Raw genomic sequence first — 24,293 nt, forward strand, 5'->3', positions numbered from 1 at the left:
TCTTTTTGTAAAAGAAGACGAGTGAAACTGCGTTAATGAGTGAGCAGAATTAAGGAAAGAGGTCGGAATTCTCCCGGCCTCTTTTTTTAGAAAAAGACCAATGAGAGAGAAACGCAAAATTCATCGAGCGAAATTGGAAATGAATTACCTTCTATTTGTCTTCTTAGTTCTCTTTTGTACTCAGAGCAAAGCTCAATCCAAATCATTAGGTGATGCCTTTGATTGGATTATTTGGTCAACTCGCAACGAAATTTCTAAAATTGGTCCAGCAAAAAGATTCGCTCCTTGCCAAGACTTCTACAATGAAATGTTCAATGATGGTTATGCGGACATCACGGTGGCCTTTGGCTACATGGATATTTCTTCTGGCGAGGCCTACTTTTATGAGAACGAAAACTTGGGGGCCGATGTCGTTTTGGATTCTATAGCCAAGGCTAGTTTTGTTCAGGTCTTAACTCAGCCTTGTGTTTCGGGTATCGCAGCCTGTGGGTTTAAACAAGTTTCTGAAAATGTTTTCACCCGATCAATTGTGCGGCCTGGGGGTCAGCCCGTTGTTGTAAACTTGACGATGACGAACTCGTCAGTGAGTTCATCAAATCGCGAGAACACGACCAAGCTTAATGAGTGGCAAAAGCAGAAAACATTAAGCAGTGAGACTAATTTTTTTGGAGGTATTTCTTCGGGGGTTGACGCCGCCATCTACATGGGGCATGCCCGAAAGGGTGGAGGCCCCGACTTTTCGCCACCTCTTCTGTTAAAGAGCGGAAAGCCTAATTTTGGTCAATACAAAAAGCAGGAAAAGGGCATTCGTAGGCTGGTAGATTCGCTCGTACGAAGCCCGAGGCCTCCTGGCCTTATTGGTCTTCTGTCGTGTAAAAGCACTGAGCTTTTTGTTCCTCGAGTTCAGGATGCAAGTCCTTCGAGTTTGATCGTTTCTGCGGACGACCTCTTTGATTTTAATGATATCATACCGACGGGCTTTGCACTTTTAGATGCACTTCTCTCTGAAAGATGCGGAAATTCCTTTTCTCAGTCCGTTCGAATTCGCTCAAAGTCATCTGCCTATTTGATGATAAATTATCTCCCTTAAGATATTTTAAACTGGCCCGCTTGATTGTTGTTCCAAACTCCAAGGGTGCCTTGCTGAACCAAATCTCAGGAGTCCAGGATCTTCAAACATGCGTCCGGCAGCAGTGCTCACGTTGTGAGCACTGCACCAAGCCGAACTCGATCCTGAAATCCTGAGATCTGCTTCAGCCAACTCCCTTGGAGTTTGGAACAACAATCAAGCGGGTCAGCTTATAAACCTTTGGCCGTAGAAAAACCCGTTAAACCTTATAGTTCTAATCGATTGTAATATGTGAACCTCTCACCACTTTTCCCTTGTCGGGAATAAGTGGTGAGAGGTTCACTATCCAAATGTCACCCACCCGTCACCCAACTCATATAGATTTACCTGGTGAAGGCACACATAAAAAAAAGGGCCCCTATTGAGACGTGTTTCAGAATGTGGAATTTGCATCAGAGCTTCACTCTATCGGATTCGCTTTCTATTTCAAAATTTATTGTACCATTTCGGCGGCTGCTTATCCGATCACTGAGTACCCTCTCAGAGGAGAGACGACAGGACACGGGGCCAATTCTGTTCGGTTAAGCATAGAATCCGTGTCTAATCTTACTTATGCCGATTCTGTTATTAGGTTTGTTTTTTCGCCGTCAAACCCATGAATATAATGATTATTTACTGACTCGGGGATTTTTCCTTCCGAACTGCCTAGAAAATATAACTGAAGATATTTCTACTAATTTTAGCAACGAGCGCATTTAATTTTTCACTAGAACCAAGCAAGATATGCTGTCTTTGCAAAAGTAATCAGACCAGCCCAAATCTCTTTTAGAATTCTGTTTAGTTTTTTCCCATGAAATTACTCAACCTTCTCTTACTTTTTAACCGAACAGTGTTGGCCCGCAAGCCGTCGGTGATTCTGTTGTGTCCAAACGACACAAGGAGTTGGCTGAAGCAAATCTCAGGAGTTCAGGATCGAGTTCGGCTTGGTGCAGTGCTCACGTTGTGAGCGCTGCTGCCGGACGCATGTTTGAAAATCCTGGACTCCTGAGATTTGCTTCAGCCAGCACCCTTGGAGTTTGGAACAACAATCAAGCGGGCCAGTTTATGCTTGCACAGTATTTGCAGAGAAACCCTCGCAGAGAAATCTAGCGGCACAAATTGCAGTGTTTTTTCGGTTTTTATTTTTTGGATGATAAGAAATTATTTTTGCTACTATAAGGGTGAGGATGAAATTATATGCCTGAAAGTTTTATGAATTGCAAATGTGGCTTCTTGTTGGCCTTTGTTTTACCAGTGGTGGTTCTGTGTTCTGGTGGCTTGGCTGCCGCCCCCCAAAAGAGCTGTTATCGCCAACTGGTAGGCGGTGGGGGACGCGATGGGTTTACTTTCGAATCAGATCCGAAAAAGCCCTCAGTTCCGATCGTGGTCACTTTGGGGCCCGGAACGGCCTATCGGGAATAGACGCAAATTCAACCACTTGAACCCTCTGTGTTGAGAATGAATTTGAGTCATGTAGGAACGGATCCGAAAAGATGGGGAGATGCAAATAATATCTTAAGAACTGTGTGGCCTTTTGGCTCAGCTATTTTGGCGGATAATCCCGGGCCTAAGATTCGAATAACCAACAGCCAATCGATTGCCCTACACACCGGTATTTCCCTCGCCATAAACCGCGAAGGAACGATTCCGTCTGGAGAGAACACGCGGGACCTGAGAAACTTGTCTATGTCTATTCAAGAATTCGATTGGATGACAGAGAATTTAGCGGTTGGTTCTCCCATTGTCCTTGGTGATGACGTGGAGGGAGTAGTTACGGATCTGAAACCGAATGGCTCCTTCACTGTGAAAATAACAAGCCTTCCTAAGACCGGCTATGTTCTGACCGGAAACAAAGGCATCCAGGCCCCTGGAGTTGAGGTTAATGCTCCTGCCCTCACGTCTTTGGACTTTAAGAATACAGATTGGCTCATTTGGACCGGGCAGATTCACGGTATTACACTTAGCTTTATTCGTGATGGCTCAGATGTCGTTCAATTGCATTCATATATGAATGAAATTTTAGGGTCAGTATTTACGAAGATTCGTCAAGCGAAATTTTTTTCTGAAATTGAAAATGATTCATCACCGAATGGAAAATCTACTCTAGATTTTATAAATAGCGTCGCATATCGAGCGAGACTTGATGAGATGGACCCCAGTGAACGGTTTAGGATCATTAAAGAAGGGGTTCTTCGACATCATGGAACATTGCCCATGATTTGGGCAAAAGTAGAAACTGTCACGGCCATGGACAATCTTGAAGGGATCATCAACGAGCTGTCTCGCGTGGGTGGTGGAGTTATTGTTGCTCGTGGGGATCTTCAGATACAAACGCGCCGCGATCTCGCTGCGGCCGAGATGCTCCTTGTGGCGGCGGCTAAAAGGGCGGGTCTCCCTGTTGTGGTGGCGACTGGGGGATTTGCTACGCCATCTGTTCAAAGTGCGTTGACTCCTTCAGATACGGTTGACGTTGGAGTAAGTGCCTTGTTGCAAGCAGGCTTGATGGTGTCTGAGCCAACAGCCATGGCTGCGGATGAGCAGCGCCTCCGTGAGGTGATTAAGCATATGAAATATGTGGCAAGTCAGGCCTTTGATGTTGGCAGGAGATTTCAATTTGGCCTTTCTCTAGATTCTTTCACTGATTTCAGGAATGATCCAAGTGCTCTGCCTGAGAAAGAGACAATGGACCGGGCCAGAAGAATTGTTGAGAAGAAAAATTTGGGGAATAATAAATCCTTGGGTCGGATGCCAGTGGTTTTTGAGGGTGTTCCATCTCTGAGATTGATACAAGCTATTCGGATTCTCGACTGGGGTTTGCCATTGCTGGTCGTTGGAGAGAACAACAAGGGGACGGCGGGCGAGAGCGACCAAGAGCATTCGGGACGAGAGTTTCTCCAAAGAGTGCTCAAATTTTACCCCTTCGTATCCATAGTATCAGCCAAGCCTCCTCTGTCCTCCGAAGAAAATTTCGCTGCGATCCTTCAGGAACAGGGTTGGGGTGGGGCTGGAGATGATTTTATATTGGTTCGGGAGAAGGACGAAAAGGGCCAACAACAGCAGGTTGCGCCAGTTCTCGTTCGAATCAATTAGATTTTTACCTGTATTCCGACTTCAATCACTTGGTCGTTTGGAATGTTGAAGTAGGCAGTGGCCCGTTCTGCGTTTTTAGACATAAAGGCAAAGAGGTGTTCTCGCCAAATCGCCATTCCAGGTTGGTCAGAGGCGAGGAGAGTTTCTCGTCCAACAAAAAATGTAATATCAATCAGGTTGAGCACAACTCCCTTTTCTTTGCAGATCCGAAGAATGTCGTGAATGTCTGGGGTTTCCATGAATCCGTATTTAGCAATAACCCGATAAAAATCCTTTCGAATTGTTTTAATATCAATCCGTTCTGATTTATCAACGTGAGCTTCTTCGCAAGAAGTTACCGTGAGAAGGGCATTCTTTTCATGTAAACATTTGTTGTGCTTTACGTTGTGAATCAGTGCGAGAGGGGTTCCCTCCGGATCTCCTGTCATGAAAATCGCTGTTCCTTGAACTTGGGCAAGATTTTGAGAGTCCACTTTTTTCAAGAAATCAATCAAAGGGAGACTCTTATCTCTCAATCGTTGCATGAGGATTTTTCGTCCTCTTGACCAAGTCGTCATCAAAGTAAAAATTACGGCACCTAAAACAAGAGGAAACCACCCCCCCTCAGCAATCTTAGGCACATTTGCACTAAAGAAGACGAGGTCGATTGAGAGAAAGAGAGCAAGAACTCCGGCAACCGAAGCCCAGTGCCATTTCCAACGTCGGCGAGCGACACGACAAGTGAGCACAGTTGTGATGACCATCGTGCTTGAAACAGCGATTCCGTAGGCAGAAGCGAGCGCACTGGAGGATTTAAAAGAAAAAACGCACCAGCAGGTAAGAACAAACAAAATCCAATTGATCTGAGGGATATAAATTTGGCCGATCTCGTGGCTCGAAGTATGAACAATTCGCACCCGGGGTGCGTACCCCAACTGAACGGCCTGGCGTGTGAGAGAAAAAACTCCAGAGATTAGGGCCTGAGAGGCAATGACTGTCGCCATGGTTGCAATTGTAACGAGTGGATAGAGGGCCCAGCTGGGCGCGAGCAGATAAAAAGGGTTTTCTGACGCCTCGGGTCTCATGAGCAAGAGGGCCCCTTGCCCAAAGTAATTTAGAACAAGTCCAGGCAGAGCAACAAAAAACCAGGCTCTCTGAATCGGTTTTCGACCGAGATGTCCCATGTCGGCATAAAGAGCCTCACCTCCCGTAACAACCAGAAATACGGCACCAAGGACTGAAATTCCATTGAGGCCATTATTGAGAAAATATTCAAAAGCAAACTGTGGGCTCAATGCCGTCAGGACAGTTGGATACTGAACAATGCCATGCACTCCTAAAGTACCAATGACCCCGAACCAGAGAAAATAACGGGGCCGAATACTTTGCCTATTTGTTCTGTGCCCTGATGTTGGGCCAAAAACAAACCAGCCAAAATAGCAATGGTAATGACAATGACGAGCGGTTCAAAGAGGGGGGTCGCGATTTTTAGTCCTTCAACTGCGCTTAATACTGAGATGGCTGGTGTGATGACTCCATCCCCGAAGAGGAGAGCAGATCCAAAAAGCCCAAGATAAAGTATGCCACGATTCCAAAAGGTCGGGGTGGCGGTCTTTGGTAGAGCAGCCAGTGCCGTGAGGGCAAGAACGCCGCCCTCTCCCTTGTTGTCAGCTCTCATCACGAAGAGCAGATATTTGACCGAGATCACCAATATCAGCGACCATAGCACAAGAGACAAGATCCCCAGAATATTATCAGGGGTTGGCGGCATGGCGTGCGGTCCATGAAAAGCTTCCCGCACGGCGTACAGGGGGCTGGTTCCGATATCTCCAAAAACGACGCCAAGAGCGGCCAAGGTGAGGGCATTCTGAGACAATTTTCCGTTCGCTTCCTTGTTGACGCTCACAAATCACCTTCCTGGCTTGGTTCCTTGTTTTTGGTTCCATGCTTTTGAATTGATTGGACTAAATGACAAATGGGAGGTTTACGATGTTGTTGTGGTCTTGTCGAGAATCAAAAAAGACTCAGTGCATTGTATCAAGTTGACTCTGATATGAGGCGGACCGACAATTTCTTTGTAGTCTTAGTTAAGTTTTAGATCTGGTCAGAGTGCGCTTCATTGACTTTGGCCAAAACAACAAAAAGGAGATACCACATGAAAGTATTATCAATCGTTCTTGCTCTTTCTCTGAGCTCTTTTGCATTTGCCGAAAAGGCTGCAAAAGCCCCAGCTAAGGCTGCTAAGACAAAGCACGCAGCGACAAAAACTTACACTAAGGACGAGGCAACAAAAGCTTGTACCGAAGAAAAAGCTGTTGATCTTAATCAGTGTGTGACTGAGAAAATGGGATCAGCTCCTGCAGCAACTGAGACTCACTAAGTTTCTCAATTGTTAGAGTTCTAGCGGGATGAGTAATTTTTCCCGCTAGATGCTTTTGGATTTTCTTCTGAATCAGTTTCGCATATTCTGCGATCCTCCAGGTCCCATCCTCACCTCTTTCACCACATCACAATTGTTCCGTCATTTGTTTTCGATCGAGTGTCTTTAGAAAAAGCCTCAGACGTGACGAATTTATGTAGCCAAAATTCGCACCACACAGTAAGAAACCGAATTGGGTTGAGGGTTTCAAAATTTGAAAGAGGAAGGGTGGCCTATTCGATGAAAACAACTGGAATGAGCAAGAAGGAAAAGAAAGCTGGATATTTACTGCCGATCAGAACTGGTGTCTTAGCACAAATTTTTGGTTTGATAGGCGTATTCTGTCTGTTTGTGACATCGGGGTGTACCAAAAAGCAAACGCCTGAAACTGACAATTCCGAGTATATTAAGGTCGGAGAAGTGGGCTCGATGACGGGGGCAGAGGCGACTTTCGGAATTTCGACTCATCGTGGGATTTTGTTGGCTTTTGAGGAGATCAATAAATTAGGGGGAATTAAGGGCAAAAAGCTCAAGGTCGTCAGTCTCGATGATCAAGGCAAGCCTGAAGAGGCCGCAACAGCGATTACAAAGCTCATTACTCAGGACAAAGTGGTGGCAGTTATTGGCGAAGTTGCCAGTTCGCGAAGCATTGCGATGGCCCCTATTGCCCAGCAAAATAAAATACCCATGATTTCACCTTCTTCTACGAATCCCAAGGTGACTGAGCTTGGGGATTACATCTTTCGAGTTTGTTTTATTGATCCTTTTCAGGGACTTGTCATGGCGCGATTCGCCTACGAGAATCTGAAAATCAAAAAGGTTGCTGTTTTGAGAGACTCAAAAAATGACTACAGCGTGGGTCTTTCTGACGTCTTTACCGAGTCTTTCAAAAAGGCAGGGGGAGTGATTGTTGAGGACAAGAGTTATAGCGCGGGTGATATCGATTTTAAATCCCAATTGACATCTATCGCGGCGAAAAATCCAGAAGCGATTTATGTTCCTGGTTATTATACGGATGTTGGTCTGATCGCTCGCCAAGCACGAGAATTGGGCCTCAAAGTGCCCCTTCTTGGAGGAGATGGATGGGATTCTCCTAAGTTGAAGGAAATCGGTGGAGATAACATTAACGGGTCCTATCTCTCGAATCACTATTCAACAGAAGATCAATCTCCTCATGTACAAAAATTTATTCAAAGTTACAAAGGTCTTCACAATGAAGCGCCAGACGGTTTGGCAGCACTAGGTTATGATGCAGCAAAAATTTTGGCAGAGGCCTTGCTCAGGGCGACCGATGACTCATCGCCAGCTCTTCGGCTCGCCATTGCGCAGACAAAGAATTTTCAAGGTGTGACAGGCTTAATAACGATTGACGAAAAACGCAACGCCGCAAAATCTGCAGTTGTTTTAAAGGTTGATCAAGGGGACTTCAAATATCAGACCACTATTAAACCTTAAATTTTTTGGTACCAGAACTGTCCCGGATTAATCATTTGATAGGTTAAAAGATCTTAGTTTATGACGGAATTTGTACAGCATCTCATTAATGGCCTCAGTTTGGGCAGCATCTATGCGCTTGTGGCCTTGGGTTATACAATGGTGTTTGGAGTTCTTCAGCTGATTAACTTTGCTCATGGCGAAGTGTTCATGGCTGGAGCTTTTGTCGGGTATTACAGCGGTAGACTCATGGGCTTCGATAAAAACCCCTCCTTTGTGGGACTCCTTGCGACTCTTGGGGTGTCAATGATGGCTTGTGCACTTTTGGGTCTGCTAATTGAAAGATTCGCTTATCGACCTCTCCGACGCCAGCCGAGAATTAATATCTTGATCACCGCAGTTGGAGTTTCTCTTCTTCTTCAATTCTCAGGTCAGTTATTTTTTGGATCCGACCCCAAGTTTTTTCCCCAGGTGTATAAGCCAGAGGGAACTTGGGAGATTGGAGAGTTAAAAATAAATCCTCTTCAGGTCAATGTGCTCATTGTTTCATTGTCTCTGATGCTGATCCTTCAGTACATCATTTTTAAAACTCGAATTGGCAGAGCAATGAGAGCTGTCAGTTTTGATCATGATCTGGCGCGTTTGATGGGAATACCTACTGACCGTGTCATTAGCTGGACGTTTATGTTGGGCTCAGCATTGGCCGGCGCGGCAGGCGTGCTGGTGGGGTTGATTTATCCGAAAATTGAGCCATTTATGGGGATTGTGCCAGGCCTCAAATCCTTTGTAGCCGCGATTTTGGGTGGAATCGGAAATGTCACTGGCGCTTTTGTAGGGGCTGTTTTTTTAGGGCTGGCGGAGGAGTTTGTTGTTGGGTACGGAGCTTCCACTTATCGGGACGCGCTCGCGTTTATTTTTCTAATTGTTGTGTTGCTGATTAAACCGACAGGTTTGTTTGGCAAAGCAGGATCGGAAAAAGTATGAAAAATTTGATGCTGATATTGTTCAACTTGAAATATTGGCTTCTTGTGCTTGGCATCGTTTGGATAGCAGATTTGGCATTGATGCCTTATATAGACCCCTATTTCTTCAAAATTATAATTTTGTCGGGAATTGGCATTATTTTAGCGGTGAGCCTGAATTTGATCAATGGACATACCGGGCAGTTTTCAATGGGGCACGCGGGATTTATGGCTGTTGGGGGTTACGTTTCTGCTCTCTCAACTCTCATGGTTCAGAACCTAGTCCTCGGAAATCTCGCTTTTCAGAATTTTATTTTTTTGTTAGCGCTTCTTCTGGGGGGGGCTTCTGCGGCCTTGATAGGCTTTTTTGTGGGACTTCCCTCTTTGCGATTGCGCGGGGATTATCTTGCGATTGTCACATTGGGTTTTGGGGAAATCATTCGCGTGGTCGTCCTCAATCTTGATTTGGTAGGTGGATCAAGAGGACTCGCTGGCATTCCAAAATATTCAAACTTTGGATGGGTTTTTACTTTTGCTGTGATAACGGTTTTTTTCTGCTGGAGAATCGTAAATACCTCTTACGGAAGAGCCTTTCTATCGGTGCGGGACGATGAGATTGCTGCCGAAGCAGTTGGGGTTCCCACAACGCGAGCAAAGGTGAAGTCGTTTGTGATTGGTGCTTTTTTTGCGGGTCTGGCGGGAGGACTTTTCGCCCACGACCTCCAGTATTTGAGTCCTTCTATTTTTGACTTTAATCGGAGTTTTGAAATCATCATTATGGTTGTATTAGGTGGCATGGGAAGTATTTCTGGCTCTGTCATTGCGGCAGTATTTTTGACGGTTTTGAAGGAGGCTCTGAGACCTTTGCAAGAAATGACAGGCGTAGATTTGAGAATGATCATCTATTCACTTTTACTCATTATCATAATGCTGACGCGACCGAACGGTTTGTTAGGAAAAAGGGAAGTTTCTGAAATTCTGATGAGTTGGAAAAAGAAAGCCTCATGAATGGAAGATCAATGAGTACGGCCTTGTCTGTAGAAAATTTAAGCATTCACTTTGGCGGTTTAAGAGCTGTCAGTTCTTTTAATTTGATCGTAAAGCCCAAGGAGATTGTGGGATTGATTGGGCCAAATGGAGCGGGAAAGACGACTGTTTTTAATATGCTGACAGGCATTTATCGTCCTTCAGAAGGTTCTATTCAAGTATTTGGAAAGGATGTCACGGGCAATAAGACCTCAGATATTATAGCAAGTGGATTGGCCCGCACGTTTCAGAATATCAGACTATTTAAGGAGCTAACAGTTCTTGAAAACCTTCTCGTTGCGATGGATTTTGATAAATGCCGCAAGGCTGCAACTTTGTGGCATTCAGTTTTTCAAACTTCAAGAGAAATTCAAAATGAGTCAATTAAGCGAAAAGATGCGGCAGAGCTTTTGGGAATTTTTGATTTAGGTCATCGCAAAGACAATCTGGCTAAAAATCTTCCGTATGGTGACCAGAGAAGGCTTGAAATACTTCGAGCCATGGCGACTGGTGCAAAAATGATTTTGCTTGATGAACCCGCGGCTGGTCTCAATCCTCAAGAAACATCTGCCTTAATGAGAACAATCGCCACCATTCGTGAAAGATTTGACATGACTGTTTTACTGATCGAACACGACATGAAATTGGTGATGGGAATATGTGAACGAATTGCAGTACTGGATCATGGTATTAAAATTGCGGATGGTACTCCAGAGAAAATCCAGTCTGATCCGAAGGTTGTGGAAGCCTATTTAGGAAAGGCAGCTCATTGAGGTATGATGAAAGAATCTGTATTATCAGTTGAGAACTTAGTTGTACAATATGGCGCGATTGAGGTCATTCACGGAGTGAGTTTTGAGGTTCCTCGTGGGGAAATTCTCACTATCATTGGTGCCAATGGGGCCGGCAAAACGACTGTTCTCAAAACCATATCAGGTTTGATCAAACCATCATCTGGAAGTGTGACTCATTTAGGCAAGAGAATTGACGGTCTTGGTGCAGATGAAATTGTTCGTCGGAAGCTCTGTCAGGTTCCGGAAGGAAGAGGTATTTTCTTAAATCTCACGGTTGAAGAAAATCTGGATTTGGGCGCTTATACGGTTAGCAATAAAGTCGCCTACAAAGAGGATCTGGAGCACGGCTTTCAACTGTTTCCAATACTAAAAGAGAGAAGATCTCAGAGCGCGGGAACCTTGTCTGGTGGCGAACAACAAATGTTGGCTATCGCGCGAGCACTCATGTCTCGTCCGGATATTTTGCTCCTTGATGAACCCAGTCTTGGGTTAGCCCCCCAGGTGATCGAGAAAATATTCACAATTATCAAGAAGATTAATTCTGAGGGAAAAACAATTCTTCTTGTTGAGCAAAACGCCTTGCAAGCCCTGCAAGTGGCTCATCAGGGGATCGTTCTTGAAACGGGCAAGATTGCCGTACGGGGGACTTCTCAAGAACTTCTTGGTTCTAGCGCCGTGCAAAGTGCGTATCTCGGATATTAATTGTTAAATTACTAGTTGAGAATTTGAACTTAGTTTTATCTGCCGCTCACTTGCACTTGGATCTGTTTCTTCTTCTAAAGCTGGGGAAGCCTCAGGATCTTGGCACAGACTTTCTTGTCTCGATCATTATCATGTCTTTTAGAGTACCAAGGGATACCATAGTTTCCCTTTAACAATTCTGTTGCAGCCCCCTCCATCAAAGGTATGACGAGTGGGTTCGCGCGAATCCACTTCTCAATTCGTCTCTGGAGCGGCTTGCTCGAGATTTTAACTCGGTCTAGGGCGGACAGAACAGAACCTGTATATTCTGGATCCTTGACCAATCCAAAGACGGCATTTTGTACTTTATCCTCTTCCATCAATGCACCTTGAAGCGCATAAAATCGAAAGCGCCTGTTTTCTGTACTAAAATCAAGCAGCCGAGCGCGAGTGTGGGCCGTCAATCCTGACTTTGATTTTTCTGCGAGGGCAAGTGAAATGGCATAATCCAAGGACCACTTAACTCCAGGCTGAGAAGTAGGTTCTGGAGAATCGAGAAGTTTAACCAAACGATGTTCAATCCGAGTGGACAATTGTCGCCATTTTTGCATGAGCTGAACGGCTTTCACCAGCAGGACATAATCCAAGGTCGTGACAGGCTTGTGATAAAGAACTTCTGTTACGGTCTCAAATAAAGAAGAGGTTTGGCCTTGAAGAGACAAAGGTCCACCGGCTCGTGCGAGGGCCTCTTCAAATAAAAAAAAGCGAGCCGAAGCTTGGTCGGCAGAATGATCGGTAGAACGGTCAGCTTGGCCGTTAAGGTTAGGTTCCTCTTGAGAATCCAAGGTCAAAGAATTTTGTGGCTGATCTCTCCTTGGCCAGAGTTTTAGGCGGGCTAATTTTGGGGCAAAAAGGAAGGCTTCAGCTCTGAAGTCTGGAGAATCATAGGACCTCAGTGTTTCTAAGTCCTTCGAATTCGTGATGGAGCTCGCAGCACTCTCGATTGCGTAAAAAATTTGTGATCGTTCTTTTTGATCGGGTTCGGACCCTAATACCTCTATCAGGCGGGAGAGGAGGGAGATGTTTTTACTGAGAAGAGATTTAAGTATCCATCCTTTTTGATTGAAATGCAGTTCACCCATTTCAAGAAAAAGGTGTTCGGGTAACGAAAGAACAGCATTTAGGTTTTCAATCGAAGCTTCCAATCCCATAAAGGCCAAAAGCAATTCTTTCATTAAGCCTTTGAACTGGACTGACAGGGCGAGATCCTTTTTCGCAAAAAACGTTTCCTGGAGCTTTAAGAGACGGCTATATTGTATCGCTTCCAAATTGGAATTGAGTCCAAAGACTCTGGAAAGCTCAACCACAGAAGTCAAAACTTTCACATCAGCTAGTGAATCTGGTACTTGGAGTAACTCGCTCCGAATGTCTTCGTGGAGGTATCTCATGAGAGGCCGAGTCTGAAACCCCTTCTTCTCAATCAAAAATTTTCCAAATTCGTGAATGATGGCCTCCTGAATTGTCATAATCTGAAGGTCGGCTTTTTCAAGCAATCTCTCTGGCAGATTTTTAAATCTCCAAAGGGAAGTGAATTCACTGTAAATCCAACGAGCGAGCTCAGCGCGCATATACTCTTTACTTGGGTTCAATCTCCAAAGAACCTCAGCACTTTTATTAGCCTCAAGTCGTCGATGCTTATGTTGTTTCTCAAACAAAAAACGCCGATAAACGGCATCGACCAAGTCTGGATCTTGAAACAGCTTAGTGAATGTCGACGGCTTCATACGTTGGCGTCGAGCCTCCTGAGCAACATTAGTCATGAATTCAGAAGTTCCGTCCGTAACAACTACGTCTGTGGTTCCTAGCGCTTCTAAGATAACTCGAGTAAAATGAGCCAGCGCAGCCTGATTGGAATCAAGTGGTTCAAACAAAAAAGAAGATATGGTCAAAAATCCAGTTAGTTCGATGAGCTCTGATGAATCGCTTCCGGTGGTTAAATCAGGTGGAGCGGACAAACGATCAATGAGATTCCAGATGAGCGCGGGTTTAGTCAGGCGATTCCTCCTAACTTGACTCAAGGGTCGATTTGCCAGCCGGGTCCGGTCAAGGTCAACCAACTCTGCCTTGTCGCTGGTAAATGGAGCATCAGAACTTGCTTGAGTCAGAAGCTCAGCTTGGGACATTGATGTGGTGATGGCACCAAAAACGAGGAGGGCCACCAGTGCCCTAGAAAAAGTCAATTGCGTGAAAAGTAAGTTCATGCGGGCTTTCATATAGATAAATTCAGACCTATTCACTAGCCGAAGCATTTCTCTCAGGCTGGTCAGCCACCTCTCTGCTTTTTCACTCGTTTGTTTCTTTGCTTAGGCTTTTAATTCGACTTTTTGAAGATTCAACAAGCTTAGCCATCTGAGGATCTAATGGTTTATCAATCTCCTTCATAATATCACCAATTCGGTTTAAGTTTGAAACCCAGTCAGTGAAAATAACTTGGTTTGTATTGACACTCACTGACATTTCACCTTCCTTAGACGGAAAAATACGAAATTCACGATTGATACTGTCAGCAGGTGAATGCCTCACGTTGTAGATCCAAGTATACAGTCTTTGTGGTTTCAAACTAGGTCGCTCGGTGCTGACTTCAATTAAATCCCGCTGAATGTTTCGAGCTGCCGCAATCACCATCGTGTCACCCTGCTTGCTAATCGCATAGCCATTTACAGCTAATGCAGAAGACAATTGATTAAAAGCTTCTTCAACAGAAACAGGCTCTTGTAAGAAGAGCGAAATTTTTCCACGAACCGCAGCGTCAATAACAAACTTTTGCCCCGAGACTTTCGAATAAAACTCAATAATTTTAACTAAGTCTTCGTTTTTGTAATACATTTTTATTTTACTTTCAGCTTGAGAAAGACTCATTGTGAAAACAGCCAAAATCAAAGCTAACAATTTCATAGAAACTCCAGGGTTATTTTTGGTGTACTTAGATAGTCATACTTATTGCCATGTGACAATGCATTTCCAATGCATCTGCGCGATTCGAGACTACTGAGGGGCGTCGGCTCTTGGGTTAATGGCTGCGAAGGCGACCTCCTCAATCTGAAAATTGGAACTCACATTGCGCCGAAAGAGTCTTTCAAGTAAAGGAGTGAGCTCGTTTAGCCAAGTCGTCTTATCGAGCCCGGGGGCCGAAGGGCCAAATCCATAGATTTGAGTGTCGATATAAACACGAAAATGACTGTCAGAATCTTGGGTCACAAATCCGCCGATAAGAGCCGGTTTCTGCCCAACTAAGAGATGCAAATAATTTTGCGATCCCAAATTATCAAGATAATTTCCAGGTCCGATCAAGAAACGACCATCCAAATCGACGGCCCAATAGTAAAGACGACGGGCGTCCCACTCAGAGAGAAGCCCTTCAACTCCCGAAGTTGATCCGCTTTCCAGGAGAGGAATAACAAAGGGCTTCAGAGGTTCCGGTTCGATCCGACCTCCCAATGATAGAAAAACATTCTCATCTGCTTTTCGAATGAGTTTAGCGCCAGGAGCTCTCTCAGGATAATCTTTGAGGTCGGCGAGATTCAAAAGTTCGGGTTCGCCTTGAGAACCTCTTGCAAAATGCTCGAACGATTGCCCCCTTGAGAGATCATCCACTTGGATGAACCCAGGCCTTAGAATCATGTCCTTCGAAAGAATTTGAGGAAATCTATTCAAGAAATCCCGGGCGAGATCGGGGGCGAAATCAGAGTCGACGGCCGTGCTTTTATCGGCGGAGTCCACCACCTCAGTTTCAAAAACCATATTGATAAAATACACAGAGCCCGATGGGTTGGGTCGGTTGACTTTCAGTGACAAGAGTCGGTTCAAGAAAACACGATCTTTCCATTGAAAAGAAAAGAATCTCTCTTTTCCATTCGCCTCAAGGTGAATTTCGTTGTTATTCCTATCTGTTCTGAATTTAGCTTGAGTATCAGAATCCATGGTTCTACCCAAAGTGGTCTGAGTCGTAGGCACTAAAAAACTCTGCAAGAAACTCTGCTGGCCGTCTTGAGAGTTCGAGATAACGAGATTTCTCACCTCTCGATCATCGAAAATTCTTTTCTTCATTTCTTTGAAGTCAGGATGGTCGATTGGAATGTGATAAAGACGACTCAAGTAAAGAGCGAATTCAGGCCATTGGGAGGATGGGGTGAGCCAATGTTCTTCGGTCGTCGAAGTCTCTGCAATTTGTCTGGGTTCGACAATTGCGGTGATGGGCTTTCTAATTTTGATGGCCCGAGGCGACCATTCCGTCTGACTTGGGAGGGGGCCAACATCAATAATCGCAATGGGAGTTGATCCTTCTTTCACAACGAGAAGATTGGAACCGACATACTCGGCAACGAGAAAAATCTCCCTCAAATTTTTAGCGAGTATTCCATTTTGATTGAAATTGAAACCAATCGAGCCAAGTCTTTGTGCGCAACTTCGCGACTTAGCCGACTCCGTTGCCTGAGCCACAGAGAGAGGAGACCCAAAAGGAGAAGCAAAAATATCTAGAAGGATAAAGCCGGAAATCACGCCGGCCATCGTTAAGTAGCGATTCATTCCTCTCCTTCGAGCTTAGCGGCTCGCCACTCGTCTTCTATTTGCTGCTTGGCCAACGGCCTTCAAGCACGAAATCATCTTCTTGCCGTTGGGCTTCAGAACTCCATCTCCGCCATCCTCACCACTTAGGCTTGGAACCACAGAGGCCGTGACATTTCCAAGGTGGATGCCGTCTGTGCGATTGATCCCAAAGGCATCCATCATTTCCCAGCGCACAAATAGCGGGGTTAAAAACTGTGGCGGATACGGAAACAGAGGTCCTAACAAAATTGGGAGGACAATTGAGACGTCGTAGAGCTGCGACCCTTCCAGGGGACTCAGTTCAACCACCGAAATGCTGCGATCCGCGGATAGCGACAAACCCAATTGCACGATATCCGGTCCTGTCAATCGAAGGGCTTCCGGTTTTAGATTAAGATGGCCGAGAAACCCATTGGTTCTTGCGTCTATAAAGGGACCGACAGAGCTTGAAGAATAACCACTCGAGCCAGGCATTCCCTCGATATTGAAGAAGGCGGTTTTCCATCCGTTTTCACGTTTTAAGACATCAAATTGATCGACCTGACCGCTCTCGAGATTCACTCTAAAAAACAAAGGGGGCAATCGATATTCAGAGGCGGCAATGGGGGTCGCCATCACAAACAAATTGGAGATCCCGGGGCCTTTAGCTCCGCCAGAATTCGCAGATGTCGTGTCATCTGTTGCACTTTTGTACAAAGAGAATTCATACTGTTTGGCTCGATTCTGCAGTTGAATATCGTCGGCCGAGGCTTGATCTTTGAGAGTGACGACCTGAGCTTGAACATATTGACCCAAGCTTTGAAAGCTTGGGTTGCTCTGTTCTCCGTATGAATCGTTGGGGCTATAAAAATTGAATTTGCCTTCGGTGGAACGTCGAAAGCGAAGGCCACTAAATGTCAGTTCTGTTTGATTAACAGAAAAAGGAAGGCGCCCGGTTGGAAAAGAGGGAACACCAAAATATCCGCCTCCTGAAGTTATCCCATTAAACACGCTGGATCCACCGTAGCCAATTTGGTCTAACTCAAACATCAAATCGGGTTGATCAGGTGGAATATAGAAAAAAGAGCCGCGCGTTTGAGTCGAAGCGGGCACGACAACGGAGTCAGTTCGAGCGTTCTTACCGTATCCAACCTGGTGCTCATGCCTTTCATATTTGGGTTCAACAATCGCGTAGACAATTTGCTCTGGATCTTGGATCGCAGTTCCCAAAATAGCTTCCATGTGGGTCTTATCATTTGGACTATCTGAGATATATCTCTGAAGTACCTGCACCTGCCGCTGAGGTCTATCAAGCAAGCCAGGCCCCTCCTCTTCAAGTTTAGAAACCCTGCTTTTGAGCCCAGAACCATGAATGACTTGCCACGTCGTTGGAAGCACAAAGAGGCCCTCATTGTAAATTTGTCTTAACCTGATAGTGCGTTGAGGGGTCGCGAGGTTTTTTCCTGTTTGGGCACTCTCCTCGTTTCGCCGATCAACAGCCTGCGCGAAGCGCTCACCTGCTTCTTGAAATTGCTGCCTCTTGAGACGCTCTTCCTCTTTGATACGCTTTCTTTCGGCGGCAGCATCATTTAAAGAGATTCCCATCTTTGCCGCAAGAGCATCGATTTCTATGGGCCTCAATTCTCGATTTTGGTCACTGGCTCGAGAATTTGATCCAGTCGCGATAAGAACTGCTAAAGCCAAGAAAGGAAGAAAGCCAAAATAAGAATTGCGCGATTTCAAACTGACATAAAGAAAAAGGACAAACTTGGTCATTCGGTTACTCCATTTTTCGCCCTACCAGGCGATTGAGGGAAGGCCACATGAAATATCTTAATTAATTAACTTATAGTTGGGCGTATTAGACTAAGTTTCGATCGAAAGGTAGAGGAAGTTGAAAGCTGGAAAATTTTCTGCACCTCCTATAACTATTACTTGTCCATATCAGAAATTATGAGATGTGGGACTCTCCAAACATTCTTCGATGCTCCTTCATGATATCTTCGATAACGGAAGTGTCTGCGAGTGTTGAGATATCCCCCAATCCAGACTCCTCGCCGCCGGCTATTTTCCGGAGGAGTCTTCTCATGATTTTGCCGCTGCGTGTTTTTGGCAGAGCGGGAGAAAACTGAATATGGTCGGGTCGAGCGATTCCTCCGATGTCGTCGTGAACCCATTTGATGAGTTTTTGACGCAGTTCTTCAGAGGGAGGAACTCCAGCCATCAGAGTCACAAAAGCATAGATGCCTTGACCTTTGATCGCGTGGGGATAGCCGACGACAGCGGCCTCAGCCACTTGCCCCTGGCCGACGAGTGAACTTTCAATCTCGGCTGTGCCCATTCGGTGTCCTGAGACATTAATGACATCGTCAACCCGTCCGATGATCCAATAATATCCCTCTTCATCACGATGACATCCATCTCCGGCGAAATAGTAGCCGGGGAATTGGCTGAAATATGTTTCTTCGAAACGTTCGTGGTTATTATAAACTGTTCGCATTTGTCCTGGCCAAGAATCTCGCAAACAAAGATTGCCTTCACAGGCTCCCTTGAGTTCATTTCCTTGATCGTCAAGGACAACAGGTTGTATTCCGAAAAATGGCATGGAGGCAGAGCCAGGCTTAAGATCCGTCGCTCCTGGCAGGGGCGTGATCAGAATTCCGCCGGTCTCTGTTTGCCACCAGGTATCCACAATAGGGCAGCGCCCGTCTCCTGCGACATGAAAATACCACAGCCAGGCTTCGGGGTTGATGGGTTCACCCACAGAGCCCAATATGCGCAGTGATCTTCGGCTCGTCGATTGGACAGGGGTTGGCCCTTCACGCATGAGTGTGCGGAGAAGCGTTGGAGCTGTATAGAGTATGTTGACCTGGTATTTATCGACAATTTCCCAGAGACGCGAAGGGCCTGGCCAGGTTGGAATTCCTTCAAATAAGACCGAGGTGGCACCATTGATCAATGGACCATAAACCATATAGCTATGCCCGGTGACCCAGCCGATGTCAGCTGCGCACCAATAGACCTCACCGGGTTTATAATCAAAAACAGTTTCATGAGTGTAAGAAGTGTAAACCAAATACCCACCTGTAGTGTGAAGAACTCCTTTTGGTTTGCCGGTCGATCCTGAAGTATAAAGAATAAAAAGAGGATCTTCGGCATTCATTGGTTCGCACGGGCAGTGCGCCGAGGCATTGGCGAGCGCTTCATGGTACCAAATGTCAATTTTTGGATTCCAGCTCACTTGATTATTGAACTTGGAAGTTCTTTTTATAACGAGTATTTTTTCGAGACGGGGACATTTTTCGGCGGCGCGATCCGCATTGACTTTCAGAGGAATAATTTTCCCACCGCGATAGCCGTGATCACAGGTCACAAGAAAGTGACTGTCACAGTCTTGGATTCGCGAGGCCAGCGATTCGGCAGAAAATCCTGCGAAGACAACAGAATGAACAGCCCCAATTCTGGCACAAGCAAGCAGGGTGTAGACAGCTTCGGGAATCATGGGCAAATAGACGGTGACACGATCTCCCTTTTTGACCCCCATTTCTTTTAGAATATGAGCCGTCTTCGAGACATTCACCAAAAGCTCCCCGTAGCTGATGGTCAGTCCCTTCTCTTGGGGATGATCCGGCTCCCAGTAAAACGCAACCCGATCCGGATCATTGTTGGCGTGGCGATCGACGCAATTGAAACAGGCATTTAACTCTCCGTCCTCGTACCATCTGATAGAAACAGGCCGGACAAAGGAAGTCTTTTTGACAGATTTCCATTTTTTTGTCCAAGTCAGACGTTCTGCCTTTTGGGCCCAAAAGGCCTCAGGGTCCCTGAGGCTGCGCTCGTAAATGTCCTTGTATTGATGAGGTTGGATGTAGGCCTCTTTTGCCCATTCGGATTTAACGAGAATCTTTTGATCTGAATGGTGCATGGTGAAACCCCCCTCGATTTGACTTCAATTTAGTTTTCTGAGAATCATCATTTTCCGGACGCTGAATTTGATCAGTCTGCATCATGGAAGCAAAGGGTCAACGGAAAATGTAAAGTATTTGCAGCGCAAAAAAATCTGGTTTTTCTTTGGGAGTGGTGAAATGGTAACATGCATTGGCTGGGGTGGGACTCTGTAAAGGAGGAGTGAGTGGGAAAGCGAAATATCCGAATCAGTTTCGTCATTCCATTGATTTTATTTATTTGGCTCCAGGAAAATCGAGGCTTTGCTCAATCAACAGATCGGGATGACTTAGACTCAATGTCCATTTCGACTTCGCGCTTAACTGGCGAATTCGCAGAATCGAGGTCTCCCGCCGAAGGCCATCTTAAGATGAGCCTCGCAGCGGATTCTGTCCAATACTTGAGCAGCCAGACAAAGTTTTTTGATCGTGGGACGGAGACTCCCACTCAACTGTCTTCGTTGACGCTGCAGATCGATTACAGTTGGCGGGGATTGTTTGACGGTGCCATTTCCTTGAAGGATCGGGTTGCGATACAGGAAGGATCCAATTATTTCATGCCCAGAGATCTCTATGGTGGTTGGCAGGGACAAGGCTGGAAATTTTGGCTTGGTCGCAAATGGTATATGTGGAGTGAAGCTGATGAGCAGTTTCACCGCGGCCTCTTTCAGGGGAGATTTATGAATGATAAATTTCGCCAAGAATCCCATGGACTGACGGGGCTATTTTTTGAAAAAAATTGGGAAGGGACTCAATTGGTGGTTTTTGCCTCGCCATTGTATATTCCCGAATTTGGTCCCGACCACAAGATTGTAGACGGTGCATTTGAGTCTCCAAATCCATTCTTTAGGCCTCCCTCTCGCTTTGTTGATTTTTTAGGGGTTGAAACACGCTTGCGTTACAAGCTTATTTATCCTGTCGAAAGTGAAATTGTTTTGAATCCGAGTTACGGGGCCTTGCTCGAGACTCACCAGGGTCCCTTTTATTTTCGATCGAGCTATGCTTACAAACCGATGAATCAATTGTTGGTCGGGGCTCAATTTTATTTTCGCCACTCTGAACGCGGGGACCAAGATATTTCGGTCAATGTTTTTCCGCGTCTCCAATACCATCATTTGGCTGCTGTAGAAGGGGGATTCTCTGAACGGGGCGGATGGACGACCTGGATGAGCTTCGTCAACGAGAGGCCCGAAAAGGACGAGACCCCTATTGATTGGACCTATCAAGATACCGGACCAAGTTCGGTACTCACGTTTTATCTTGGACGCGACCTAGGTGTCAGTCCTCTCGGTGAGACCCGCCTGTTTTTCTCCACTTCCAAAGTCTATGGAGGTGATCGTCATGATGGAGGAGAATTCACTGCTCGTGAAACTTTGTTTGAACGGCGTTTTCAATTCTACGATGTTGTGTCCTTGGGCCTTCAGGGAGGAAGTGCTCATTTGCTGAAACGCCAACTGAGTTGGAACACGCGATTGGATTTTGATGAAAGTCAGCGTGGGGTGTTATGGCTGAGTGATTTACATTATAAGTTTGATAAGGATTGGACTCTGTGGACCTCTCTTGATGTGGTTGGCATTTTGGATTCGGGAAAAGCTCGCGTAACCGATGGGTTTTTGGGAGAGTACCGGGCAAATGATCGCGCTCAGTTGGGGGTTCAGTATGTTTTCTAGAAATCTCACATCAGTTCGGGTTCATTCCATCTCCTTGGTTTTGGCGCTTTCTTTCGTTCTTTTTTCATGTAGCGGTGAGAACAAACCATCTCAGTCAGCACCAGTCATAGAAATGAAGGATTCTCAGTGCTTAAGAAAAGTTGATGAATCGCTGGCCGGTTATTTTGACGGAAAGCTCTCAGACGCAAAGGTGAATCGCTTTTGGGATTGCATGGAAAATGCGTTTCAGATGTTTATGAGACACACCAAGGGTCGAGAGATTGGTTTGTACCATGCCAAAGAACTTCGTAATTTTTTGCATACGTTCTTTTTGGGCGACATTAGGATGACTGACGGTCTTCTGAAAGAACTAATGCAAATCAAAAGAGTGTTCCTGGGTGGCAGTACGGATTATGTGACCTACGAAGAGCTTGATTACACTTTGCAACTTTTTGAAGGTTTTCGGCAATTGACTCTGGATTTATTGCCTCACATACGTTTACTTACTGGCGAGTTTTATCATTTTCAAAAGAGCTATTCCACCAAAGATTTGGATGAATCTTTATTTGTATTGTCGCAGACGATGGATAAATTTGCCCATCTCATAGAGAAATCGGAGCAGTCTTATGACTTCAAAAATTTTGAGAATCTTTTAGAAGAGGTCTATCAGCTCATTAATGGCAAGGGGAAGAGGGGAGGCAAGGGTGGAAATGGCGAAAAGGGCGGTAAAAAATTGCGCCTGGTCCAGGAGCTAGTCCCGATTCTCGGTGAATTCAAGAATAGTTTGGTCGGTTCGCCCTTGGAATCCATTTTACCTGGTCAGTGGAAAAAATCTGCGACAATCTTGTCTGAAATCTTTGGTCTCTGGATGCGTTACGAGCATTTTTCTTTTCATCGAGGTTGGTCCGAAGACGCAGAGAAGTTGGAAGCGGCCTTTCGGTCCATGTATGCTTCCACTCAGCGATTGGGCCTTGTGATTAGCGAGACCGACAAGGATTTGGAGTGGTCGAAGGTTGAAAAGATAGTCGATGACTTGGATCTTGTGGTTGGAAAGTATCGCGGGGATTCTCCGATAGGAGCTGTCAAGCAGTACCTCCCCTTTATTGGCGAACTTAAGGCTCAACTTGTAGGTGGCGAGAAGAATCGAGTCGCTGCGGTCGAATGGCCCACTCTGATGCGACGACTGACCCAGTTGGCAGAGGTGGGTTTGAGGTGGAATCATCTCGTGATGCCATTGGGATGGAGCGAGGGGCCGGGTCTGGATCATTTGGATTACTCTGTTCAATTGGCTTTGAAGTTAGTGGATGAGGCCATCAATCATCACAAAGAAAAGGAAATTTCCAAAACGGATCTGGAGGGCCTGATCGTCACGGCTGAGAAATCAAAACTTTTGCCTCTGGGACTGACTGCTCAATCGATCAATCAAACTTTACCTGTGTTTCTCAATAAAATACTTAATGATCGCAGCCAGGAACAGAGAAGTGATCCTGGGAGAGGTTTTGATTCAGGACATCTGAATTATATCTCCAAGCAGTGGACCGATTGGTCTCGTGCTCAAAAATTTGTCAATGCCTCAGCAAAAGGAACTCCGCTCGACCCTCAAGGGGACAGCATTCTTCTGGAGATGTCGAATCTGATGGATAGCCCCTGGCCCCTCGTGACAGATGCAGAGGGCCGGCTTGTCTTTCGTTCTAAAGAGGAAATAAGTTGGAACCAATCCTCTTTGACCCAACTGAATGGAGTGCGCTCTTTGTTGCGGCTCTTGATTCTCGGATATGCCGAGGATGAAAGTCGGCGTCATGAGGCGATGGGGGTCACCCGTGATGAATTGGCAACGATAGCAGAAGATATCTTTCCCTTGGCGGTTGATATTGGACTATTTTCTCCCGAAGATCCGAATATTTGGGAAAGAATTTTCATTGAATCAGATCTCTTTATGCCAAGGAGCAACGGGGATGAGGTTGTCAGTTTAGTTGAAGGCGCTGAGTATTTTGCTTTCGTCCTAAGTGGTATTAAGGCTGGCGAAAAATTTTTGAACCTGGTTCCTCCCGAATGTCTTCAATCAAGTGGAAAAGAAGAGAGAGTGCTGACGTCCTGTTATCGCGAAATCTTGAGTCTCAAACGCGCCAAGGTACTTGCTCACCTTCCGAAGCTTGTGGATTTCAGTCGTCAGTTAAATTCAAAGCAATGGGATGCCTTGGTGGAATACCTTGAAACCGCAGTGAGAGGTCCTGATGGGGCCGATGGAGCCATTCCCATTAAGACGTCGGATATCAAGGAATTATTGGTGTTGGCTCAGTACCTCGAGACGTTTTTTCTCCGCTTTAACAAGGATGGGGATTTTTGGCATATAAGTAGAGAGGAGGCTTTAGTTGCTTTCCCGGTCTATGACTTGCCGCTTCTGAGTTTGCTTGGCTTTGCAGATCGAGAAGACCGCGAAGCTCTATTTACTTATATGATGAAAAATTGCCAGCCTCCCCCTCAAACTATCGAGGGATTAGAGGAGCTTCAAAGGTGGAAAAGCCAGAAAGATCAATGGGCATTTCAGGCGGATCGAATGTGTTTGGCTCACGTGTTATCTGAGCTTGCAAAGTCACTTTAGAAGATTTTAGCTTCAAAA

Annotated in this window: 18 protein-coding genes and 1 pseudogene; 12 read left to right on the forward strand and 7 right to left on the reverse strand. The window is 45.6% G+C overall.

Annotated features, from left to right (window positions below):
• The first annotated feature begins 100 nt into the window (after positions 1-100).
• Positions 101-1,090, forward strand: coding sequence for a hypothetical protein (locus IPL83_05575; GenBank protein MBK9038626.1), 990 nt, complete (start codon positions 101-103; stop codon positions 1,088-1,090).
• A 6-nt stretch (positions 1,091-1,096) separates the two neighbouring features.
• Here the strand turns inward: IPL83_05575 and IPL83_05580 are convergent, their stop codons facing one another.
• A complete protein-coding gene (locus IPL83_05580) occupies positions 1,097-1,261 on the reverse strand; it encodes a hypothetical protein (protein ID MBK9038627.1) in 165 nt (54 codons plus the stop codon).
• A gap of 729 nt (positions 1,262-1,990) precedes the next feature.
• Between IPL83_05580 and IPL83_05585 the strand changes: the two genes are divergently transcribed.
• The 3 genes from IPL83_05585 to IPL83_05595 all read left to right on the forward strand — a co-directional run bounded on the left by IPL83_05585 (position 1,991) and on the right by IPL83_05595 (position 4,198).
• A complete protein-coding gene (locus tag IPL83_05585; protein ID MBK9038628.1) occupies positions 1,991-2,218 on the forward strand; it encodes a hypothetical protein in 228 nt (75 codons plus the stop codon).
• A gap of 87 nt (positions 2,219-2,305) precedes the next feature.
• Positions 2,306-2,530: a hypothetical protein gene (locus IPL83_05590; protein ID MBK9038629.1), complete on the forward strand. Its 225-nt coding sequence runs from the start codon at positions 2,306-2,308 to the stop codon at positions 2,528-2,530.
• A gap of 42 nt (positions 2,531-2,572) precedes the next feature.
• Positions 2,573-4,198, forward strand: coding sequence for a hypothetical protein (locus IPL83_05595; protein ID MBK9038630.1), 1,626 nt, complete (start codon positions 2,573-2,575; stop codon positions 4,196-4,198).
• Here IPL83_05595 and IPL83_05600 read toward each other — a convergent pair.
• Positions 4,195-5,948, reverse strand: a pseudogene (locus IPL83_05600) (potassium transporter Kup). The gene IPL83_05595 and the pseudogene IPL83_05600 overlap by 4 nt on opposite strands.
• Positions 5,949-6,332: 384 nt before the next feature.
• On the opposite strand from IPL83_05600, the gene IPL83_05605 reads away from it, so the two are divergent.
• From IPL83_05605 to IPL83_05630, 6 genes are all read left to right on the forward strand, one after another.
• Positions 6,333-6,557, forward strand: a complete 225-nt coding sequence (locus IPL83_05605; GenBank protein ID MBK9038631.1) for a hypothetical protein — start codon at positions 6,333-6,335, stop codon at positions 6,555-6,557.
• 294 nt (positions 6,558-6,851) lie between these two features.
• Positions 6,852-8,051, forward strand: coding sequence for an ABC transporter substrate-binding protein (locus tag IPL83_05610; protein MBK9038632.1), 1,200 nt, complete (start codon positions 6,852-6,854; stop codon positions 8,049-8,051).
• 60 nt (positions 8,052-8,111) lie between these two features.
• A complete protein-coding gene (locus IPL83_05615; protein ID MBK9038633.1) occupies positions 8,112-9,014 on the forward strand; it encodes a branched-chain amino acid ABC transporter permease in 903 nt (300 codons plus the stop codon).
• Positions 9,011-10,000, forward strand: coding sequence for a branched-chain amino acid ABC transporter permease (locus IPL83_05620; protein MBK9038634.1), 990 nt, complete (start codon positions 9,011-9,013; stop codon positions 9,998-10,000). The genes IPL83_05615 and IPL83_05620 overlap by 4 nt, the downstream gene beginning before the upstream one ends.
• A gap of 11 nt (positions 10,001-10,011) precedes the next feature.
• Positions 10,012-10,791 (forward strand): ABC transporter ATP-binding protein, encoded by a 780-nt coding sequence (locus IPL83_05625; protein ID MBK9038635.1) that lies wholly within the window; start codon positions 10,012-10,014, stop codon positions 10,789-10,791.
• Between the two features lie 6 nt (positions 10,792-10,797).
• Positions 10,798-11,514, forward strand: coding sequence for an ABC transporter ATP-binding protein (locus IPL83_05630; GenBank protein MBK9038636.1), 717 nt, complete (start codon positions 10,798-10,800; stop codon positions 11,512-11,514).
• Positions 11,515-11,588: 74 nt separating this feature from the next.
• On the opposite strand, the gene IPL83_05635 is transcribed toward IPL83_05630, so the two are convergent.
• From IPL83_05635 to acs, 5 genes are all read right to left on the reverse strand, one after another.
• Entirely contained in the window at positions 11,589-13,754 is a 2,166-nt protein-coding gene (locus tag IPL83_05635; protein MBK9038637.1) for a hypothetical protein, read from the reverse strand.
• An 82-nt stretch (positions 13,755-13,836) separates the two neighbouring features.
• Positions 13,837-14,442, reverse strand: coding sequence for a general secretion pathway protein GspD (locus IPL83_05640; protein MBK9038638.1), 606 nt, complete (start codon positions 14,440-14,442; stop codon positions 13,837-13,839).
• Between the two features lie 96 nt (positions 14,443-14,538).
• Positions 14,539-16,080 (reverse strand): hypothetical protein, encoded by a 1,542-nt coding sequence (locus IPL83_05645; protein ID MBK9038639.1) that lies wholly within the window; start codon positions 16,078-16,080, stop codon positions 14,539-14,541.
• 15 nt (positions 16,081-16,095) lie between these two features.
• Positions 16,096-17,856 carry a hypothetical protein gene (locus IPL83_05650; protein ID MBK9038640.1) on the reverse strand — a complete coding sequence of 587 codons (1,761 nt, stop codon included), beginning with the start codon at positions 17,854-17,856 and terminating at the stop codon, positions 16,096-16,098.
• A gap of 175 nt (positions 17,857-18,031) precedes the next feature.
• Positions 18,032-20,005, reverse strand: a complete 1,974-nt coding sequence (gene acs, locus IPL83_05655) for an acetate--CoA ligase (protein ID MBK9038641.1) — start codon at positions 20,003-20,005, stop codon at positions 18,032-18,034.
• Positions 20,006-20,212: 207 nt separating this feature from the next.
• Here acs and IPL83_05660 point away from each other — a divergent pair, with 207 nt between their 5' ends.
• Positions 20,213-21,694 (forward strand): hypothetical protein, encoded by a 1,482-nt coding sequence (locus tag IPL83_05660; protein ID MBK9038642.1) that lies wholly within the window; start codon positions 20,213-20,215, stop codon positions 21,692-21,694.
• Positions 21,684-24,275 carry a hypothetical protein gene (locus IPL83_05665; GenBank protein ID MBK9038643.1) on the forward strand — a complete coding sequence of 864 codons (2,592 nt, stop codon included), beginning with the start codon at positions 21,684-21,686 and terminating at the stop codon, positions 24,273-24,275. The genes IPL83_05660 and IPL83_05665 overlap by 11 nt, the downstream gene beginning before the upstream one ends.
• The last annotated feature ends 18 nt before the right edge of the window (positions 24,276-24,293 follow it).

The organism is Bdellovibrionales bacterium (genome assembly GCA_016716765.1).
In the GTDB taxonomy this organism is placed as follows: domain Bacteria; phylum Bdellovibrionota; class Bdellovibrionia; order Bdellovibrionales; family UBA1609; genus JADJVA01.

Coding starts and splice junctions, on each gene's coding strand:
- IPL83_05610 (MBK9038632.1), top strand. CDS start 6,852: ATGAGCAAGAAGGAAAAGAAAGCTGGATATTTACTGCCGATCAGAACT.
- IPL83_05665 (MBK9038643.1), top strand. CDS start 21,684: ATGTTTTCTAGAAATCTCACATCAGTTCGGGTTCATTCCATCTCCTTG.
- IPL83_05605 (MBK9038631.1), top strand. CDS start 6,333: ATGAAAGTATTATCAATCGTTCTTGCTCTTTCTCTGAGCTCTTTTGCA.
- acs (MBK9038641.1), bottom strand. CDS start 20,005: ATGCACCATTCAGATCAAAAGATTCTCGTTAAATCCGAATGGGCAAAA.
- IPL83_05615 (MBK9038633.1), top strand. CDS start 8,112: ATGACGGAATTTGTACAGCATCTCATTAATGGCCTCAGTTTGGGCAGC.
- IPL83_05635 (MBK9038637.1), bottom strand. CDS start 13,754: ATGAACTTACTTTTCACGCAATTGACTTTTTCTAGGGCACTGGTGGCC.
- IPL83_05645 (MBK9038639.1), bottom strand. CDS start 16,080: ATGAATCGCTACTTAACGATGGCCGGCGTGATTTCCGGCTTTATCCTT.
- IPL83_05590 (MBK9038629.1), top strand. CDS start 2,306: ATGCCTGAAAGTTTTATGAATTGCAAATGTGGCTTCTTGTTGGCCTTT.
- IPL83_05650 (MBK9038640.1), bottom strand. CDS start 17,856: ATGACCAAGTTTGTCCTTTTTCTTTATGTCAGTTTGAAATCGCGCAAT.
- IPL83_05575 (MBK9038626.1), top strand. CDS start 101: ATGAGAGAGAAACGCAAAATTCATCGAGCGAAATTGGAAATGAATTAC.
- IPL83_05620 (MBK9038634.1), top strand. CDS start 9,011: ATGAAAAATTTGATGCTGATATTGTTCAACTTGAAATATTGGCTTCTT.
- IPL83_05625 (MBK9038635.1), top strand. CDS start 10,012: ATGAGTACGGCCTTGTCTGTAGAAAATTTAAGCATTCACTTTGGCGGT.
- IPL83_05630 (MBK9038636.1), top strand. CDS start 10,798: ATGAAAGAATCTGTATTATCAGTTGAGAACTTAGTTGTACAATATGGC.